The following is a 16925-nucleotide window of genomic DNA, read 5'->3' as shown; positions in this document are numbered from 1 at the left end:
CAGATCGGGCTGAGCGATGCGGCTTACCAGATGCGGACGCGGTCTTCCGGCTTCAGGTAATACTTGCCGCTGGTGACGCCGAAGGCCTTGTACCAGTCGTCAATATTACGCATCGGGCCGATGACGCGGAATTCCGCCGGCGAGTGCGGGTCGGACACCACCTGCTGACGGATGGCGTCTTCGCGGTACTTGGAGGCCCAGACGCCGGCAAAGCCGAAGAAGACGCGCTGATCGCCGGTGAAGCCGTCCAGCACCGGGCCGCCGTCCGGATGCGACAGGCGATAGGCGGTCAGGCCCATCAGCACGCCACCCAGGTCAGCGATGTTTTCGCCCATGGTCAGGCCGCCCTGCACCTTGGCGCCCGGAACGGGCTCATAGGTGTCGTACTGCGCGCCGAAGACCTTGGCCTTGGCGTCGAACTTGGCCGCGTCTTCGGCCGTCCACCAGTCGCGCAGCACGCCGTCGCCGTCTGATTTGCGGCCCTGATCGTCGAAGCCGTGCGTGATTTCGTGGCCGATCACGCCGCCGATGGCGCCGTAATTGACCGCCGCATCGGCCTTCGGATCGAAGAAGGGCGGTTGCAGGATGGCGGCCGGGAAGACGATCTCGTTACGAGTCGGCGAATAGTAGGCATTGACCGTTTGCGGCGTCATGCCCCATTCCAGCGGATCGACCGGCTTGTCCAGCTTGTTCAGGCTGTCGGCCCATTCGAACTCACCGTTACGGGTGATGTTACCGAACAGGTCGCCGGCCTTGATCTCCAAGCCGGAATAGTCCTTCCACTTGTCCGGATAGCCGATCTTGACGCCGAACTTGCCGAGCTTTTCGTGCGCCTTGGCCTTGGTTTCGGCACTCATCCAGTCGAGGCCGTCGATACGCTTGCCCATGGCGGTCTTGAGGTCCGCCACCAGCTTTTCCATCATGGTCTTGGACTCGGCGGGGAAGTAGCGTTCGACATAGGCCTTGCCCAGCGCTTCACCCAAAGCGCCTTCGGTTACCGAAATGGCGCGCTTCCACAGCGGACGCTGCGCCTTGGCACCGGACAGGTCGCGCGAATTGAACTCCCAGGCGCGGGTCGAGAAACGCTCGGACAGGTAGGGCGCGGCCTCATTGACCGTTTTGAAGGTCTGCCATGCCTTGATCGTCTCCAGCGGCGTGTCGGCATAGACCTTGGCGATCTTGGGGAAGGCGGTGTTCTGGGCGACGACGATCTTCTTCGCCTTGTCGAGCTTGGCCGCCTTGAAGAAGGTGGGGAAGTCAAAGCCCGGCGCGAAGGCGGCGATCTCTTTGGCCGTCATCGGGTTATAGGTCTTGTCGTCGTCACGGCTTTCGATGCGCGTCCACGACACCTTGGCGATCTCGGTTTCAAAGGCCACGATGTCCTTGGCCGTCTTGGCCGCGTCCGGATAGCCGACCATGCGCAGCACGTCGGTCACATAGGCTTCGTAAAGCGCCTTCTTTTCCTTGAAGCTGTCTTCCAGATAGTAGTTGCGGTCAGGCAGGGTCAGGCCCGACTGGAACATATAGAGGATGTTGATTTGCGGGTTCTTCTGGTCGTCGAAGATAGCCGGCGCGAAGACGGACGAACCGAATTGCCCCATGACGCCGCCCATATAGGCGGCCATGTCGGACTTGGTCTTGATGGCGCGGATTTTTGTCAGGCTGGGGGCCAGCGGCGCGATGTCGAGCGCGTTGCGCGTGCTTACATCCATCATCGAGTTATAGAGGTCGGCAATCTTCTTGTCGTCGCCGGTCAGGCCGGGCTTGGCCGACAGTTCGTCGATGATCGCCTTCAGACGGTTGTCCGACAGGTTGCGCAGCGCCGCGAAGGCCCCGTAAGAGGTGCGGTCGGACGGAATGACGATGGCGTCGATGGCCTTGCCATTGGCGTAGCGGAAGAAGTTGTCACCCGGATTGACCGAGGTATCCATGCCCTTCACATCAAAGCCCCAAGTGCCAAAGGTCTGGGCGACGGTCGAGTCGGAACCCGTATTCCCGCCGGTCAGAGTGTCCGCTTTCAGGCCCAGTGCATCGAGGGAGGAGAGGCTTTGCAGGAAGCAGTGATCGTCGAGGCAGGTACGATCTTCGGCCTGCGCCGCCGCCGTGAAGAGGCTGAGCGAAAGGGCCGTGGTCAGCAGGATAGTTTTACGCATGGTGTTTCCGGAAATAGGGGAGGCGGTTGCGGTTTTTGGTTGGCAGATGGGTTCATTTGCAACGAGACGGTAAGATGGCGCATTTTTTGCCCCGCGTCTCATAAATTTTCTTTCATAATCGCGTGGCATGGGTCACCTTGACCGACAAGGGAAATCGGTTGTTTTGAGATGAGGGAAAATCGCCTTGGTGACGAATCTTCTGCCTGAAGGCAGCGCGCAGCAGGTTGCGCACGCCGGCACGTCATCGTCGGGGATCGCCTTTCTGATAGCCGCGGCGGTATTCGTGCCCTTCTTCCTGCGTTTTCGCGTGTCGCCGGTTCTGGGTTTTCTGCTGGTCGGTGCGCTTCTGGGGCCTTTCGGTCTGGGGCGGCTTGAAGACCTGGTGCCCTTTCTGTCGGTCTTCACGATTTCGCAGACGCAGGACGTGCATCAACTGGCGGAGCTGGGCGTCGTCTTCCTGCTGTTCTCCATTGGGCTGGAGCTGACCTGGGAGCGTCTGAAGGCGCTGCGTCGCATGGTCTTTGGTCTGGGCGTGCTTCAGATCGTGCTCAGTGCGGCCGTCCTGACCGGCCTGTTCCTGCTGATCGGGCGCAGCCTCGGCGGGGCGGTGGCCGTTGGCATGGGGCTGGCCCTGTCGTCCACGGCCATGGTCATGCCGGTTCTGGCCGAACGCAAGCGTCTCAATTCGCCGACCGGGCGCAGCGTGTTTGCCGTCCTGCTGGCGCAGGATCTCGCGGTGGCCCCCATACTGATCACGGTGGTGGTGCTGGCGTCGGGCGGCAGTTCGTTCGGCATCAGCGGGCTTTTGACCCTCATCCCGGCGGTGGTGGCGATGGCGCTGCTGGTCATCGGCGGACGTCTTCTGATGCGGCCGCTGTTCCGTTCGGCGGCCATGGCCAAGAGCGCGGAACTGTTTATGGCCGCCTGTTTCCTCGTCGTGCTGGTCTCCGGGCAACTGGCTGTGTGGTCGGGGCTAAGCATGGGGCTGGGGGCGTTTATCGCCGGGGTGCTGCTGGCCGAAACCGAGTATCGCCGCGAAATCGAAATGATGGTGGAACCATTCAAGGGCCTGCTGCTGGGCCTGTTCTTCGTGACGGTGGGGGCGCGTCTCGACTTTGCGGCGGTGATGTCTGAGCCCGTGCTGGTACTGGGCCTGACGCTCGGCCTGATCCTGCTGAAGGTGGCCGTCGTGGCCCCTCTGGCGCGCGGCTTTGGCTTGAGCTGGCGCGGGGCGGTAGAGGCGGCGCTGGTGCTGGCGCCTGCCGGGGAATTTGCCTTCGTGATTATTGATGAGGCCGTGGGTCGCAAGCTGGTGCCGGTTGGTTTTGGTCACGCGGTGATCGTCTCGGCCATTGTCAGCATGTTCCTGGTGCCGCTGCTGGCCGGGATCGGGGCACGCTTCAACCGCAAGACCGCAGCGGCGGAGGTGGCGACCAGCGTCGCCCCGGCGCACGTCTCCGAACAGGTCGATGTGCTGGTGGTCGGCTATGGCCGCGTGGGTGAGCTTGTGGCCGACATGCTGCGCCGTCACGACATCTCATTTGCTGTGATCGACGCCAATGCGCGGGTGGCGTCACGGGCGCGTAAGGACGGGGTCGAAGCCTGGTACGGTGACGCCTCGCACCCAGACATGCTGCACCGCATGGGCATCGACAATGTGCGCGCCGTGGTGGTCACGGTGTCAAATGCGGCCTTTACCGACACTGTGGTCACCGCCGTGCGTCAGGTGCGTCAGGATGTCGGCCTGATCGCCCGTGCGCGTGACGCCAACCACGCCGAAAAACTCTACGGACTGGGCGTGACCGACGCCGTGCCGGAAACCATCGAGGCCTCGTTGCAACTGGCGGAAAATACGCTGGTAGATCTGGGCGTACCGATGGGGCTGGTGCTGGCTTCGGTGCATGAAAAGCGCGATGAATTCCGTCAGGACCTGCTCAAATACGCCCCTGACGGCCGCGTCCCGCGCATCCTGCGCACCACCCTGCGATCAAAGCAGGCATAGTGCGCAGGTTCGCATGACTATGCCTTTAGGCGTTGATCTCTGTATCTGCGGGCAGCTTGGACAAGTCCATCGAGCCATTCCTGATGCCCGTTGATCATGGGGTTAGGCACAGCTTTGGCCAGTTCTTGAGCGGGCACACCGTTTTGAGTCTCTTGAGTTAAGATGCGAACCCTGCCCCCGGACAGGTCTTCAATCAACCAGGCATGATGGACGTCGAGCCGTGTGGTAGTTCCTTCCTCACCTGACCAGCCATGCCATGCCAAACGAACGGCCTGGCCCAGTATGGGAGAAACATGTTCAACGACCTGTGCATTCACTGGAAATCCGAAGGTGGTGAAAGAGAAGGATGAACCGTTTTCAAGTTCCGGTCCTTCGCTCTCGTTCAGGCAGATGTCAGCACAATTACGATAGTAGGTCGGCCAGTATGAAGGCGTGTTTAAAAAGGGCCAGATGTCTTCCGCAGTAAGGCCTGCGGTGATGACTTCGTTGGAGCAGTAGTTGTCTGTAAAGCCGGGCACATAGCCTTCGGGCCAAATAATCTCGCTCATTCAGCAATCTCTTTTGATGAGGTTTCGATAGTGAAGGCTGGAGCATTTGCGATTTTATGGTATAAGTAAAATTTCCTTTGCATATATTTGATATTATATTGACCAATATCAGAAATCTTGACCTAAATCTTTTGAAGGCTTTCGACGCCCTGATGGACACCCGCTCCGTTACACGCGCAGCGGAGCGTCTGGGATTGTCACAGCCGGCAGTCAGCCAGATGCTACCCCGCTTAAAGGATGCTTTTGGCGAACCGCTTTTTGTCCGAGCGCAGAGAGGCATACTGCCAACCCCCAGAGCCGAGGCACTTGCCGGTCCTGTGAGGCGCGCTTTGTTTGATATTGAAAGGCTGCTGAAGCCCGAGGCATTTATTCCAGCCAATGCAACACTGACGATCAACGTCGCGGCGACCGATTACGCACTAAAGGCTGTGCTCTCACCTTTTATGGCTATTTTACGTAAAGAAGCGCCACATATACGGGTCTCGGCAAAGCCGGTGGACCTCGACAGTCTGAACCATCAACTGGAAAATGGAAGTCTCGATATGGCTTTCATCACGCAGGAAATGGCCAGTGAAGCCCTCCGGAGCCGCAAGCTTTTTGATGAGACCTACGTTACCATCAGGCGGAAGGGACATCCAACGGGCTCTGGACCGCTGGATGTTGAGCAATTTTGCTCTGCGAATCATGCGCTTATGTCGCATGATGGGTCTAAATTCACAGGTGTCATAGATGCTGCACTTGCCCGCATAGGTCGAAAAAGACACGTCGTTGCCGCCGTACCCAGTTTTCTCCTTTTGATTGATCTCGTCAGACATTCAGATCTGGTGGCCACCGTTCCGGGGCGCTTGGTGACCGATACCACTGACTTCCTCGTCCAAACGCCCCCCGTTGCTGTGCCGGGCTTTACCAAAATTTTGGTATGGCACGAACGGCTTCAGGGCGATCCTGCCCATATCTGGCTACGTGAAAAAATTGCAGAAATAATCAGGTCCGCGTGAATAAACAGCATGCCTGAAATAGGTTAATCCGTTTCGCGTCCATGCGCTTCCAGTCGTTCACGCAGGCTGTCGATCTCGGCAAAGAAGCGCTTGCGGATTTCGGACGCGAACGGCCAAAGCCGTCGCTTGGCGACGGCGGAAAAGCCGGAATTAATCCGTTTCGCGTCCGTGGGCCTCAAGGCGATCACGCAGGCTGTCGATCTCGGCAAAGAAGCGCTTGCGGATTTCGGACGCGAACGGATTATCGCGCTCGATCGACATAAACAGCTCGTCGGAATCGCCCTGCACCAGACCGACCCCCTGCATCATCAGGTCGTAGGAGCGCGTGGTGTGCACACGTGGCAGAGGCTCAAGGCCGCTTAAGACCTTGGCAATCATGTGGGTCAGGCCCTGCACCGCGGCCAAAGCGCGATCGTGGATTTCCGGCGTGGCGATGGAGACCTTCAGGTCCAGCGTCTTTTCGAGAAAGCGCACAATCGGGTTCAGGTGCCGCACGCGCACCGGGCAGACGACGATTTCCATATCGTGGATGCCGTAGCGCGCCGATTGCGGCCCGAACAAAGGGTGGGTGCAGAGGATAGATACCTGCGGCGGCAGCACTTCCTGAAGCCAGGCCGCCGGCTTGACCTTGACCGAACCTACGTCGATGACCAGACCATTGAGGGGGACGTGCGGCGCGATCTTTGCCGCCAGGTCCTTCAGCGTGCGGATAGGCGTGGCGAGGATGACCACCTGACAGGCCGCCGCTTCTTCGAGCGACACCAGCGAGACATTGTGACGTTTGGCGTAGGCTTTCGCCTCAGGCGAAGGGTCGCAGGCCAGAATGTCGAAATAGGGCGCCAGATGACGCACGATCAGCCGCCCGAAGGCCCCCAGCCCGAACAATCCGAGTTTATGAACCTGTTTCACTGTCTGCGCCGCTTTTAGTTCTGGTCTTTTGAAAGGCAGGGCAGTTAGCACGTTCACGCCGACGCGGCGAGAATAAACGCGCTTTAGCGGTGTAATTAGACGGAATTTGCTGTTTTGAGGGTTTTGTGTGCAATGATTTTGCACAGTATGGCAAAAAATTGCCAGAAAGTTTCCTATGACACAAATAAAAAAGGTTGCCAATGCAACAACATAAAATCCGGTTTCAAACAATACTAAACGTTTGATTTCATAACGTCTTGTCGCGTGGCGCAGATGTGGTGTCTGAGTTGGAGAAAACCATGAGGGTGATCCGGGTTCGTCTTTTTGGCGCAAGGGCTTGGGTCGGGCATCCCTTAAGCGTATGGTGAGGCCTTAAAACTGAGAGAGGTGCGTATGCTGGTGACGGTTCAGGACATGATCGGGTGGGGACTTCTGGTGCTGCCGCTCATTGTGATCGCCTGGGCGGTGCTGTGGCTGGCCGAACAGACGGCGGAGCGCAACCGGCACGAACGCTATCTGCGCTTTCAGGCGGTCCTGCGCCATCTGGGGCGCGACGACACCTCATGGGCCGAGAAGATGGCTGCCGCCCACGAGCTGCGCCAGTATAAAGAGTATCGTCACATCATCGGCAAAATCTTTGATGACGGCAAGGTGCGCGAAGAGGGACAGCCGGCGGCGCTTGAGGCCGAGCTTAAGGACGTGTCCAAAAGCGGTTGATGTTCAGAAGAAAACCCGCGCCCAAAAAGAAACCCGCGTCATGACTGACGCGGGTAGTTTTTGCGTGCCCGGAGAGTCACGCCTCTGAAACGGGGGCCGGTGCAGTCGAAACCGCACCGGCATAAGCTTTAGATCATTATGATTTCTGGTAGGAACATAATGATCTAAATTTTGTTTAGCCCCTCGCCGGGCGACGGATGCGCCGCCTTGGCCGCCGCCTCAATGGCGGCTTGAGCGGAATGATTCCATTAGAAATCATTCCGCTCTAATACTTATAGGTCAGACCGAAGGTGACCGTCCGCCCGATACGGGTTTCAAACAGCGTGTCCTGACGGTTCGAGTCGATATAGAGACGGTTTTGCTCATCGGTCAGGTTTTGCGCTTCGAGCGACAGCTTCAGGCGATCGGTGACCTGATAGGAGGCCGAGGCATCCACATACAGGGTATCGTCATTGCCTTGCAGGTCGCTGCCCGCAGACGCCGGGATGGCGCGGATATACTTGCCGCGATAAGAGGCCGTGCTGCGCACGCTGAACTTGTCATTTTCCCAGTAAAGGGTGCCGGACGCCGATTCACGCGACAGGTTGTTCAGGTCGTTGGTCGTTGACGTCAGCGGAACACCCGTGGGCGAGCTGCTCAGGACGTAATTGATCTCCGACGTAATGTGCGTGTAGTTGGCCAGCACGCCGAAGTGACTCCAGAAGCCCGGCAGGAAGTCGAGGTCGGCCTGAAGGTTCAGTTCGATGCCCTTCAACGGGCCACCCGGTGTATTCACGAAGCGCGCCACGTTGAACAGGTCGGTCGCTGAGGCACCGGACGCATTGCCCACCAGCAACTCCAGCGGCAGACCCAGTTCGTTGTAGGGAACGGTCTGATTTATGCGTTGGATAAAGGTCTTGATGTCCTTATGGAAATAACCGACCGACACCATAGAGCCGGGGCGGAAGTACCATTCCAGAGCCGCATCAAAGGTCGTGGCGCGGATCGGTTCGAGATAAGGGTTGTTGATCGTCCCCGTGCGGGTGGTGAAGGTCACGCCGCTGGAGGGGGTGAGGTTCCCCAGTTCCGGACGGGTCATCACCTTGGCGGCCGAGAAACGCGCCAGAAGGTCCGGCTTCAGCTCAAATACGATGTTCGCTGACGGCAGAATGTCGTGATATTCGCGCTCGACCTGATTGCGAACGCCGCGCGTCGGGTATTGTGAGCCCGCGGGCGCTGTGGCGGCGATATGGCCGACCGCAAACTGCTTCGTATAGACCGAACGCACGCCGACATCGCCGCGCACAGGCACGGGCAGCCAAGAGTCCGAATTGAATTCGGCCATGATGTAGCTGCTGCGGACCGTTTCCTTGATCTGTGACTGCGGGGCGCCGCATTCGATGCCGCAATATTGCAGCGAATCGAACTTGAAGGCCTCACGCCATTTGGCCGAGTCGATGGCCACCCAGCTTGCCGGAGCGCCATTGCCCCACAGATCGTTGACCCCGGTGATCTGCTTGGTCAGGCTGGCCAGGGTGACGCCGGCGGGCAGGGCGGTGACGGCCACCTGAGTGGGGATGAGGTTCAGAGAGCGCGAATTGAAGTCGTTTTCGCGGTACTGCACCCCGAACTTGACCGTGATCGAGTCGGTCGCGTCGTATTTGCCATCCAGGTTGATGGTGGTGATGTCGGTAGTGTTCCACTGTGGCTTACCCTGAACCGAGAAGCCGCCGGTGACTGTACCGTCCGACTGTCCGGGGGCGTAGGCGAAGTTCGCCGGATTGGAAACATCGATGCCGAAATTGATGACCGGGGTCGTGCCGCCACCGCGATAGTCGATGGAGAAGTTATCGACATCGATAGCGTCAATGAAGGTTTGCAGGCGCATCGGGCCGTCCCAGGTCGAGGTCGATTTGCCAATAAAGCCCGTGACTTCGAAGCGTTCGTTGATGCGGTGACGCGCGTTCAGGTTCACCTGCGTGAATTCCGAGGTGAAGACATCGACCAGACCTTCGGAGCGCACGTCCATGCCGTCAAACAGGCCGTACAGCAGCGAGCCGTTCGATTTGAACTGCATGTCCTTAACCGAGACCATCGGTTGACCGTTATTGCCGACGTTACGCGCCAGCGACAGGCCGGCGATATAGTTGTCACGCCGTTCGACATCGAATTTGGAATAGAGCACGTCCAGCGACACGTCCGTATTGGCATCGGGGCGCCACTGGAAGGTCAGGCTGCCGCCCAGACGCTCAGTGTCCTGTTCCGAATTCACGTAACGCGGAATGCGCGGCAAGAACGCGCCGGAACCTGGTGTATTCGGAAGGTCAGCGCGGCGTAAATTGGCCACCGCATTGTAAGCGGCCACCGTAGAGGTGCGTGGGTTGTTGGTGGAACACATGGTCGCCGTCGCCCCTTTGGCGGCCTGAGCCGTCGGCGAAGGGCTGGTCGTTGGGTAACCAATGGGTGTGCAGAAGGGGTGCACCACACCATCGACCGTAAGGCCATTGGTGTTGGCCGACAGGATGTCCACGGCGGAGTAACCGACTTCGCGCGTATGCTTTTCCTGATAGGTGAGGGTGCCGAGGATACCGAAGGTACCATCAGCGAACTTTTTGGAAGCCAGCAGCGTCAGGCGCGGATCGGTCTTTTTGGCCAGTTCGTTATAGGTGCCCTTGGCCGAGAAGCTGAACACTTCCGATTTGCTGTAGTCGAACGGCTTGGGCGCGCGCAGGTCAACCGTCGCCCCCAGTGAACCTTCTTCGACGTCCGCCGAGGCAGTCTTGCGCGCCGCCAGAGACGAGAAGATTTCCGACGGGAAGATGTTGAAGTCGAAGCTGCGACCGTTATTGCCCGCGCCGTAGATGTCGGCGGAACCGGACTGCGCCGCGCCTTCCATACCGTTCAGACGCACGCGGGTATATTGTGGCCCAAGGCCCCGTACCGAAATATTGCGGCCTTCACCGCCGTCGCCGCGCGACAGCGTGACGCCGGGGATGCGTTGCATCGACTCGGCAAGGTTGGAGTCCGGAAACTTGCCCACATCTTCGGCCAGGATCGAATCAATCGTTGCGGCGCTGTTCTTCTTGACGTTCAGAGCGCTTTTCAGCGAGCTACGGAAGCCCGTGACGGTAACGGTTTCGATCTCGTCCGGGGCGGCTGCGGGCGTGGCTTCCTGCGCGAAGGCCGGGGCGGCGATAAGCAGGGCCGCGCCCATCAGGGCAGACGTGCACAACAGATGCGCCTTCCGTGGCGACGGAATGGTGACGTTCATAGGTTTCCTCTTTTTCACGCCCGGCTGCGATCCGCAGCGGGCCATCCTGTAGGTCTTATTGCGGCCTGAGCCGTTATTTTGATCTTTGAGCATCGAAGATGCGCAAAGTTGCCGGTTTTGACCGACGCATCCCCAGATTACGGCGTTTTCAGACGCTCGCAACCTCTAAAAATATGATGAATGAAAAATTTTGATCACATTTTGGACATGGAGGGTGTTCATTGTGATTGAAAACGATTGATTTAATCCCTTCGCCCGCGTGACGAGCGGTCGGGCGCGCAAAAAAGCGGTTGTCAGATGCAATCCGTTGCGCAAGATACGGTTTTTGTGTTCGGCTGCCCGGAGTGCTCATGTCGCCCAAACCCCAAACCGAAATCACCCTGCGCGGGGTATTGCTGGGTATCCTTATCACGCTGGTCTTCACCGCGGCGCAGGTCTATCTGGGGCTTCAGGTCGGCCTGACCTTTGCCACCTCGATCCCGGCGGCGGTTATTTCGATGGCGCTTTTGAGCGCCTTCAAATCGGCGACGATCCAGGAAAACAATATCGTTCAGACGATTGCCTCGGCGGCGGGGACGCTGGCCTCGGTGATCTTTGTGCTGCCCGGCCTGATCATTATTGGCTGGTGGCGTGACGTGCCCTTCTTCATCACCTTCGCCGCCTGTGCCATCGGCGGCATTCTGGGCGTCATGTACACCATCCCGTTGCGCCGGGCGCTGGTCTCCAACTCCCCCTTGCCCTATCCCGAAGGTGTGGCCGCGGCCGAAGTGCTGAAGGTCGGCACCAATACCCGCGAAGGCGCGCGCGAAGGGCGGGCCGGACTGGTGGCCGTCGTGCTGGGCAGCGTGGCCTCGGCCGCCTATTCGGCGCTGGCGGCGGCCAAGGTGCTGGCCGGGGAACTGGCGGCCTTTTTCAAGGTCAAGGTCGGCGGCAAGGTCGCGGCAACGGGCATTGCCGGTGAAAGCTCGCTGGCTCTGATCGGGGCCGGGCACCTGATGGGGATTACGGTGGGTATCGCCATGCTGACCGGGCTGGTCATCGCCTGGGGCATCGCCGTGCCGATCCTGACGTCGATGACGCCTATGCCTGACGCCAGCGCAGCGGATCATGCCGGGGCCATCTGGTCCACGCAGGTGCGCTATCTGGGGGCCGGGGCCATCGGGGCGGCGGCCATCTGGACCATCGGCAAGCTGCTGGGGCCCGTGTGGTCGGGCCTGATGTCGGCGCTTGAGGCCAATCGCAAGCGCAAGTCGGGTGGCGAAGCCCTGCCGCGCGAAGAACAGGACCTGCCGATCGCGCTGGTGGGCCTGATCTCGGTGCTGCTGCTGGTGCCGGCCGGGTTCCTGATGGCGAGCTTCCTCAATGGGACGGCCATTGCCAGCCTCAGCCTGCCCCTCGTGGCGCTGGGCGTGCTTTACCTTGCCGTTGCCGGTCTGCTGGCCGCCGCCGTGTGCGGCTATATGGCCGGTCTGATCGGGTCGTCCAACTCGCCGGTGTCGGGCGTTGGTATCCTCAGCGTGCTGGGGGCGGCCCTGCTGATTGGTGCCGTCGGTCATACGATCAGCGGCCCGGATGTGGGTCAGGCCCTGACGGCCTTTGCCCTGTTTGCCACCACCTTCGTGCTGGCCGTCGCCGTGGTCGGTAACGACAACCTTCAGGACCTCAAGACCGGGCAACTGGTGGGCGCGACGCCGTGGAAGCAGCAGGTGGCGCTGGTCATCGGCGTCATCGCCGGGGCGGTGGTTATTCCGCTGGTGCTTAATCTGCTGAATGAGGCCTTTGGGTTTGCGGGTGACCCCAACTATCGCGGCATTACGGGCGAACCGCTGGGTGCGCCGCAGGCGACTTTGATCTCGACTCTGGCCAAGGGGGCCATTGGCGGCAGCCTGCCGTGGGGTTTGCTGGGGGCCGGTGCGGCCATCGGTGCCGGGCTTGTGGCCTTTGACCTGCTGCTGCGCAAGGTGACGAACGACAGGTACAGCCTGCCGCCGCTCGGCGTGGGGCTGGCCATCTATCTGCCGTCGGCGGTGACCGCGCCGGTGGTGGTCGGGGCCTTTGGCGGCTGGCTGTTTGAGCGGCTGGTACAGGGTAAGCCGTGGGCCGAACCCGCCTCGCGTCTGGGTGTGCTGATCGCCTCAGGCTTTATCGTCGGCGAAAGCCTGTTCAAGGTTGTGCTGGCCGGGGTGATTACCTTCACCGGCTCCAAGGCCCCGCTGGCCCTCCTGCCTATCCCCTATGGCGAAGAGACGGCGATGGTCATTGCGCTGGTGCTGGCCGTCTCCGGCGTGGTCGGGCTCTATCGCTGGTGCGCCGGGGCGGCGAAAAAAGTACAGGGCTAATCATGCCTCGGTTGTCACCCTGTCCATCAGGCGTTACGTAGGAGCATGACGCCGAGCCCGGACCTTCTCAATCGCGTACAGACCACCTTCCTCAGCCGGGGCTTCCAGAAACTGACCATGGAAGCCCTGGCCGAGGGCTGTGGGTTTACGCGCCGCACGCTCTATAACTATTTCGAGAACAAGGACGATGCCTTTCGCGCCATGTTCCGCCAGCATAATCTGGAGCTGATAGACCGGTGCTTTGCCGCGGCCCACAGCGTGCGCGAGACGGGCGGCGATGTGCTGGACATCTTTACCACGATGATCGATATTCGTTACGGGGATACCTGGCGTCTGATCCAGCCGTCGCCGCACGCGCTGGAGATCAAGGCGACGGTGTTTCGCATCTGCACCGACATTATGATCGAGCTGGCCACGGCGTTTCAGGCCGATCTGGCGGCCTTTATTGACACGCTGGCGGCGGAAGGCGCGTTGCACCTCAAAGGCGATTACAGCGCCGCCGAACTGGCGCAGATGCTGGCGGATGCGGCGCGGGGCGTCAATGCGGTCTATCCGCTGCTGCCGCTGGAGCACCTGACGTTACAGTACCGGCGCATTACCCGCGCCATCCTGTATGGCTATCTTGAAGCCTGAACGCGATTATCCGAAAAATTTCACAAAGAGGTTGAAATTGTGAAATTTTTACTTGTGCCCTGAACGTGATCACGCTATCAAACCCCTCGATACGGGGCGGGGATACCTCTGCATCAGTATCTGTATTTTGATCATTTCCATTACGCTTTTTATTCCCCATCAGCGCCCTGTCAGGTCCCGACAGGGCGTTTTTTTTTGTTGCTCGATCGGGCATCAAAAAAAGGTGCAGGGCTTGTCAGGGCGAGCGCAGATCATCAAAATCGCTGCATACAGTCCCGGCGGGCCTCTGCCGGGCATCACCGGAGTCCAAGCCATGAGTTTGCCTGAAATCCCCGTGAAGCCGGTCCATGCGGATGGCGTCACCTACTACATGCACCCGCACCCCCGTTCGCCCTTTTCCGAAGCGGTTCAGGTGGGCGGCGTCCTTTACCTGTCGGCCATGATCGGCCTCGATGCGCAGGGGCGGCTGGTGGATGGCTTTGAGCCACAGGTGCGTCAGATCATGTCGAATTCGCAGGCCATCCTGCGCCGCTACGGGCTGGGGCTGGAGCACGTGTTCAAGACGACCGTGATGATGAAGGACATGGCCAACTGGAGCGCCTTCAACCGCCTGTACAAGCCCTATTTCCACCCGACGCGCCTGCCGGTGCGGACCGCCTTTGGCGTCAGTGATCTGGCCTATGGCGCGGAGGTCGAACTGGAGTTTCAGGCCTACGTGCCGCACGGGGGTTAATCAGACGCGCAAACCATAAAAAAGGCCGGTGCGAACACCGGCCTTTTCTCTTTTATGTAGAATGTCTTAGAGTGAAATGACTTTGAGTGGAATCGTCATTTCGATCTAAATTTTTGCTTTGTCGCGATGTTTTTGCGGAAAACCGCTCACACTTTTCCGCACATCGCTCTAAAACGCCTTCTTCAGCGAGAGGCCATAGGTGCGCGGTTCCGACACCATGACCGTCAGGTTGTTGAAGTCGATCCCGCTTTCGGCCACGATATTGTCTTCGAGGTTGCGCACATAGGCGGCGATTTCCAGACCGCCCTTGGTGACGTAACCGCCACGCAGGCCCGTCTGGGTGAACGACTTGCCGGTGAACTCGGTCGCTTCGTAGAGGAAGAAGTTGATTTCCGAGCGGTAGGCCACGTCGCCATAGACGAAGAAGCGGCTGCCGTCGCCCATCGGCCAGACGTACTGAGCCGTCAGGTTGGCCACCCATTCCGGCGCCTGGGGCAGGGGGTTGCCGTCGATATAGGCATAGCGCGTGCCACCCGACACATAGGTGCGGTCCAGCGGCGTACACAGGCCCGAGCCACAGGTGGCCACGGCGGTCACCGGGTCCTGAATTTCGGTGCCGTTATAGCTGGCGCTGGCCGTCAGCAGCAGGTTGTCCGTCGGCTTAAACGACAGGTCGGCTTCGATGCCGCGACCGATGGCTTCCTTGGCATTGATCAGCTTGGCCGAGTTGACCGCGCCGCCGACGGCCGTGATCTGAAGGTCCTTGGTCTTGAAATAATAGGCCGAGACGTCGTAGCGCAGCATCTTGTCAAAGGCATAGCCCTTGAAGCCGGTTTCGTAAGACGTCGTGGTCTGCTCACCGGCCGTGGTCGGTACGCCGCCAAAGTTGACGCGGTCCTGAATCGCCGGGGCCAGATAGCCGGTGGCAAACCGGGCGTACCAGTTGAGCGTCGGCGTGATCACATAGGTGGCGCTGAGGTCGCCGGAGACATTGTCGCCATCGACCTTGGTCGTGATGGGCAGGGCCTTACCCGGGAAAACGGCGCGGCCCCAGACGATGTCCTTCTTCTCGTCCGAGGTGTAGCGCAGGCCGGCGCGCAGGGTCAGGGCCTCGGTGGCCTTGTATTCCGCCGAACCGAAGACGGCGAAGCTGGTGCCGTGGTTCTTGTGGCGCACGTCGCCATTGTTGAGGTAGTCCAGCTCGTTATACTTCAGGACCTGATCGAAGTAGTAGAGGCCGAACTGACCGCGCCACTTGCCGAACTGCTCGGTTTCAAAGCGCAGTTCCTGCGAAAACTCTTCCGGCTCGGTCGTGCCGCCGGTGGCGACGGGGAAGAAGGTACCGTAGAGGGTGGGGGCGACGATGGTCGAGACGCCGCCGTCGATATCGCCGGAGCTTTCGGTCTTGGCGCGCTCGTAGGCGGTGATCGAGTGCAGCGTGCCCATGCCGTCGAAGGTGTAGCTCAGTTGCAGGTTGGTGCCGAACGAATCGAGCGACTGGCTGATGAAGGGGCTGTCGAGGCGGACCTTTTCGACATCGAAGCCGGTGTTGAAATCGTTGGTTCCCGGCTTGATGGCGCTGGCGCGGAACAGACGCGGCGTGCCGTCCAGCGTGCGGCCATGCACGTTGAGCAGGGCCTCGAAGTTACCGCTGACGTAGCGCAGTTGGCCGCGCAGTGCGATGTCTTCGTAGCCTTCCAGCTTCTTGCCGTTGGCGAGGTTGGTCACCCAGTCGTCGCGGCGCTGAATGATGCCCGACAGGCGGCCGGAGAAGCCGTTACCCAGCCCACCGGTGACGGCGCCTTCGGCATTGACGGTGCCGAGGTTACCGGCGGCGACGCTGTAATAGCCACCAAACACCTCCGACGGCCTGGCCGAGCTGAGCTTGACGACGCCCGACGGCGTGTTGCGCCCGAACAGCGTGCCTTGCGGGCCGCGCAGCACTTCGACGGCGGCAAGGTCGAAGATCGGGAAGGATTTCAGCATCGGGTTTTCCAGCGCCACATCGTCATAGACGACGGAAACCGGCTGCGAGGCATTGGGATCGAAGTCGGTATTGCCCAGACCGCGGATGTAGAAGCGCGGGAAGGTGCGGCCAAACGACGACTCGACGTTCAGCGACGGCGTGCGCGACGCCAGCACGCGGATGTCGAGGCCCGACGAATTGATGACATCAAGCTTGGTGCCCGCCAGCGACGACACGGCGACCGGCACGTCTCTGGCCTTTTCCAGACGGCGCGACGCGGTGACGACGACTTCGGTCGTGGCGCTATCCTCGGCCTTGGGCGGGGTGTCTTCGGCGTGGGCCGCGCCGACCAGCGCGGTCAGGGCAAGCAAAGAGACGCCGCCCAGACGGGCGGAAAAACGGCGCGCGGTGCGCGATTGGATGGGGTGCATGACGGTCCTCGGAGCAATAACTTGCCCCTTCCGCAGCGTTTATGTCCCTGTAGCCCCGTGTTCCCCCGGAGTCTTGGTTAACGCTAGCATAGCATGTCGCTTTTGCAACGAAGCTATGTCGACTTTGTAACATTGATTTCCAACTATGGCTTTTTGGCCATGCCCTAGTATCGTGAATTTGAAGTTCGCTTCATTTTGATATCGAGAGCAAGGCGAACTTCAAATTCGAAAACGATACTCGTTACA

At 60.1% G+C, this 16925-nt stretch carries 11 protein-coding genes; 6 read left to right on the top strand and 5 right to left on the bottom strand.

The window, feature by feature from the left end; all coding sequences use genetic code 11:
- Window positions 1-23: 23 nt before the first annotated feature.
- Window positions 24-2153: a M13 family metallopeptidase gene (locus EM6_RS15920; protein WP_126424092.1), complete on the bottom strand. Its 2130-nt coding sequence runs from the start codon at window positions 2151-2153 to the stop codon at window positions 24-26.
- A 184-nt stretch (window positions 2154-2337) separates the two neighbouring features.
- Between EM6_RS15920 and EM6_RS15915 the strand changes: the two genes are divergently transcribed.
- Window positions 2338-4155, top strand: coding sequence for a cation:proton antiporter (locus tag EM6_RS15915; protein ID WP_126424091.1), 1818 nt, complete (start codon window positions 2338-2340; stop codon window positions 4153-4155).
- A gap of 17 nt (window positions 4156-4172) precedes the next feature.
- Here EM6_RS15915 and EM6_RS15910 read toward each other — a convergent pair whose 3' ends face one another.
- Window positions 4173-4703 (bottom strand): SRPBCC domain-containing protein, encoded by a 531-nt coding sequence (locus tag EM6_RS15910; RefSeq protein ID WP_126424090.1) that lies wholly within the window; start codon window positions 4701-4703, stop codon window positions 4173-4175.
- A 98-nt stretch (window positions 4704-4801) separates the two neighbouring features.
- Here EM6_RS15910 and EM6_RS15905 point away from each other — a divergent pair, with 98 nt between their 5' ends.
- A complete protein-coding gene (locus tag EM6_RS15905; protein WP_197723642.1) occupies window positions 4802-5701 on the top strand; it encodes a LysR family transcriptional regulator in 900 nt (299 codons plus the stop codon).
- Between the two features lie 150 nt (window positions 5702-5851).
- Here EM6_RS15905 and EM6_RS15895 read toward each other — a convergent pair whose 3' ends face one another.
- A complete protein-coding gene (locus tag EM6_RS15895; protein ID WP_232037149.1) occupies window positions 5852-6610 on the bottom strand; it encodes a prephenate dehydrogenase/arogenate dehydrogenase family protein in 759 nt (252 codons plus the stop codon).
- A 393-nt stretch (window positions 6611-7003) separates the two neighbouring features.
- Here EM6_RS15895 and EM6_RS15890 point away from each other — a divergent pair, with 393 nt between their 5' ends.
- Complete coding sequence (locus tag EM6_RS15890) at window positions 7004-7327, top strand: hypothetical protein (RefSeq protein ID WP_126424088.1); 324 nt, start codon at window positions 7004-7006, stop codon at window positions 7325-7327.
- 265 nt (window positions 7328-7592) lie between these two features.
- On the opposite strand, the gene EM6_RS15885 is transcribed toward EM6_RS15890, so the two are convergent.
- The gene (locus EM6_RS15885) at window positions 7593-10577 is read right to left on the bottom strand and encodes a TonB-dependent receptor (protein WP_126424087.1); all 2985 of its coding nucleotides are present in this window, start codon (window positions 10575-10577) and stop codon (window positions 7593-7595) included.
- Between the two features lie 350 nt (window positions 10578-10927).
- Between EM6_RS15885 and EM6_RS15880 the strand changes: the two genes are divergently transcribed.
- The 3 genes from EM6_RS15880 to EM6_RS15870 all read left to right on the top strand — a co-directional run bounded on the left by EM6_RS15880 (window position 10928) and on the right by EM6_RS15870 (window position 14282).
- Complete coding sequence (locus EM6_RS15880) at window positions 10928-12916, top strand: OPT family oligopeptide transporter (RefSeq protein WP_126424086.1); 1989 nt, start codon at window positions 10928-10930, stop codon at window positions 12914-12916.
- A gap of 45 nt (window positions 12917-12961) precedes the next feature.
- Window positions 12962-13549: a TetR/AcrR family transcriptional regulator gene (locus EM6_RS15875; protein ID WP_126424085.1), complete on the top strand. Its 588-nt coding sequence runs from the start codon at window positions 12962-12964 to the stop codon at window positions 13547-13549.
- 313 nt (window positions 13550-13862) lie between these two features.
- Entirely contained in the window at window positions 13863-14282 is a 420-nt protein-coding gene (locus tag EM6_RS15870; RefSeq protein WP_126424084.1) for a RidA family protein, read from the top strand.
- Between the two features lie 168 nt (window positions 14283-14450).
- Here EM6_RS15870 and EM6_RS15865 read toward each other — a convergent pair whose 3' ends face one another.
- Window positions 14451-16679, bottom strand: coding sequence for a TonB-dependent receptor (locus tag EM6_RS15865; protein ID WP_172961281.1), 2229 nt, complete (start codon window positions 16677-16679; stop codon window positions 14451-14453).
- Between the last annotated feature and the right edge of the window lie 246 nt (window positions 16680-16925).

Source organism: Asticcacaulis excentricus, from assembly GCF_003966695.1.
GTDB lineage: Bacteria > Pseudomonadota > Alphaproteobacteria > Caulobacterales > Caulobacteraceae > Asticcacaulis > Asticcacaulis excentricus_A.
This window is presented reverse-complemented; position numbering and strand designations above follow the sequence as displayed.

Bases quoted from the DNA above. Each gene is read 5' to 3' on its own strand.
- EM6_RS15865 (WP_172961281.1), bottom strand. From the start codon at position 16,679: ATGCACCCCATCCAATCGCGCACCGCGCGCCGTTTTTCCGCCCGTCTG.
- EM6_RS15885 (WP_126424087.1), bottom strand. From the start codon at position 10,577: ATGAACGTCACCATTCCGTCGCCACGGAAGGCGCATCTGTTGTGCACG.
- EM6_RS15875 (WP_126424085.1), top strand. From the start codon at position 12,962: ATGACGCCGAGCCCGGACCTTCTCAATCGCGTACAGACCACCTTCCTC.
- EM6_RS15910 (WP_126424090.1), bottom strand. From the start codon at position 4,703: ATGAGCGAGATTATTTGGCCCGAAGGCTATGTGCCCGGCTTTACAGAC.
- EM6_RS15880 (WP_126424086.1), top strand. From the start codon at position 10,928: ATGTCGCCCAAACCCCAAACCGAAATCACCCTGCGCGGGGTATTGCTG.
- EM6_RS15890 (WP_126424088.1), top strand. From the start codon at position 7,004: ATGCTGGTGACGGTTCAGGACATGATCGGGTGGGGACTTCTGGTGCTG.
- EM6_RS15920 (WP_126424092.1), bottom strand. From the start codon at position 2,153: ATGCGTAAAACTATCCTGCTGACCACGGCCCTTTCGCTCAGCCTCTTC.
- EM6_RS15870 (WP_126424084.1), top strand. From the start codon at position 13,863: ATGAGTTTGCCTGAAATCCCCGTGAAGCCGGTCCATGCGGATGGCGTC.